Origin of the sequence: Aliiruegeria lutimaris (assembly GCF_900099935.1) — a bacterium.
Taxonomy (GTDB): domain Bacteria; phylum Pseudomonadota; class Alphaproteobacteria; order Rhodobacterales; family Rhodobacteraceae; genus Tropicimonas; species Tropicimonas lutimaris.
This window is the reverse complement of the sequence record NZ_FNEK01000190.1, coordinates 1-1,191: the sequence shown is the minus strand read 5'-3', so window position 1 is coordinate 1,191 and position 1,191 is coordinate 1. Positions and strand designations below refer to the sequence as shown.

Below are 1,191 nucleotides of genomic sequence, written 5' to 3'. Positions count from 1 at the left end.
CATCGCCCAGGTCTGCGATCTCTATTCTCCGCAAGAATGCTGGAGCTACTTCAAGGCTGCCGGATATGTCTCAGGTTAATGGCGGGGTGCTTTAGACCTCGCGGCGGACTGCGCGAGGTCGAGCGACATCCCGGTTCTCTGGCGCGTCGGCCAACTAGCGGAGAGCGCAGAATTACGGGCGCGTCTCGAAAAGGCGGGCCTTCAACCGACGGATCCCCAGCCAGCCATGCTCGTGGACTTGTCCGATCTTCCTCACCCCCCGCAAATCGAGGGGATGGTTATCGCAACGGCCAACGGCCCGGAGGAGCGCCGCGAGTGGGGACGACTTACCATCGAAGCCTTTGAAATGGAAGACAGCCTCGGTGTGGCGATGGGGGCCTGCGAGGCCACGATCCCGGTTGAGCATTTCGAGGATCAACCCCGCTTCACGGCCTATCTCGACGGTGAACCGGTGGCGGTCAGTTCTCTGGTCATTACCGAAGGTCTCGCCGGAGTGTACGCAGTCGCCACACTTCCGAACGCGAGAAAGCGCGGCTTAGGCACTGCGATGACACTTCATGCGATGGCTGAGGGGAAGCGACGCGGAGCGAGAATGGCGACATTGCAAGCCACCACCATGGGACGTCCGATCTACGAGAAGATCGGTTTCCGGAAGATCTTCGACTACCAAAACTACCTACAGCGGTCAGACACGCTCGATTCTTGAAACGGATCAGCGGTCCGGCGGCATCGACTCAAATCGTGAAGGCATCGTCGCCAACGAGGACGGTGGTTACACGATCTATTTTGGCCCCGAGGCACCAGAGGGAAAGGAAAGCATTTGGGCACAGACCATGCCTGGCCAAAGCTTCAACGTGATGATGCGCCTTTACGGGCCTCTGGAACCTTGGTTCGACAAGACTTGGCGACCTGGAGACCCTGAACTCGTCCAGTAGACGCCGAGAAAACGGAACCGCTATGGTGTCCCGTCATGTCGACGTCGCATGCCAATCGACACAACAGGCACCTTGAAAGGGCGGAAGCTGCCTCGTGATGCCGCCCTTCGCTTGAGTGGTTGAAAAGCGTCCGGTTTCTGCTCGTTCCGGTCGCCCGCCGTGGCTTGCATGAATGGCGGCAGTGGGCCGTTCACGACGGTCGGAAACCATGCTGCGTGTGCGAGGTGCCGTGACCTGCCAACGGCAGGATTGCGCA

At 59.8% G+C, this 1,191-nt stretch carries 2 protein-coding genes; both read left to right on the top strand.

The window, feature by feature from the left end:
* Positions 1–226 precede the first annotated feature (226 nt).
* The gene (locus BLR85_RS28320) at positions 227–706 is read left to right on the top strand and encodes a GNAT family N-acetyltransferase (RefSeq protein WP_093165259.1); all 480 of its coding nucleotides are present in this window, start codon (positions 227–229) and stop codon (positions 704–706) included.
* Positions 699–935, top strand: coding sequence for a DUF1214 domain-containing protein (locus BLR85_RS28315; RefSeq protein WP_244520918.1), 237 nt, complete (start codon positions 699–701; stop codon positions 933–935). Before BLR85_RS28320 ends, BLR85_RS28315 begins: the two co-directional genes overlap by 8 nt.
* Positions 936–1,191 lie beyond the last annotated feature (256 nt).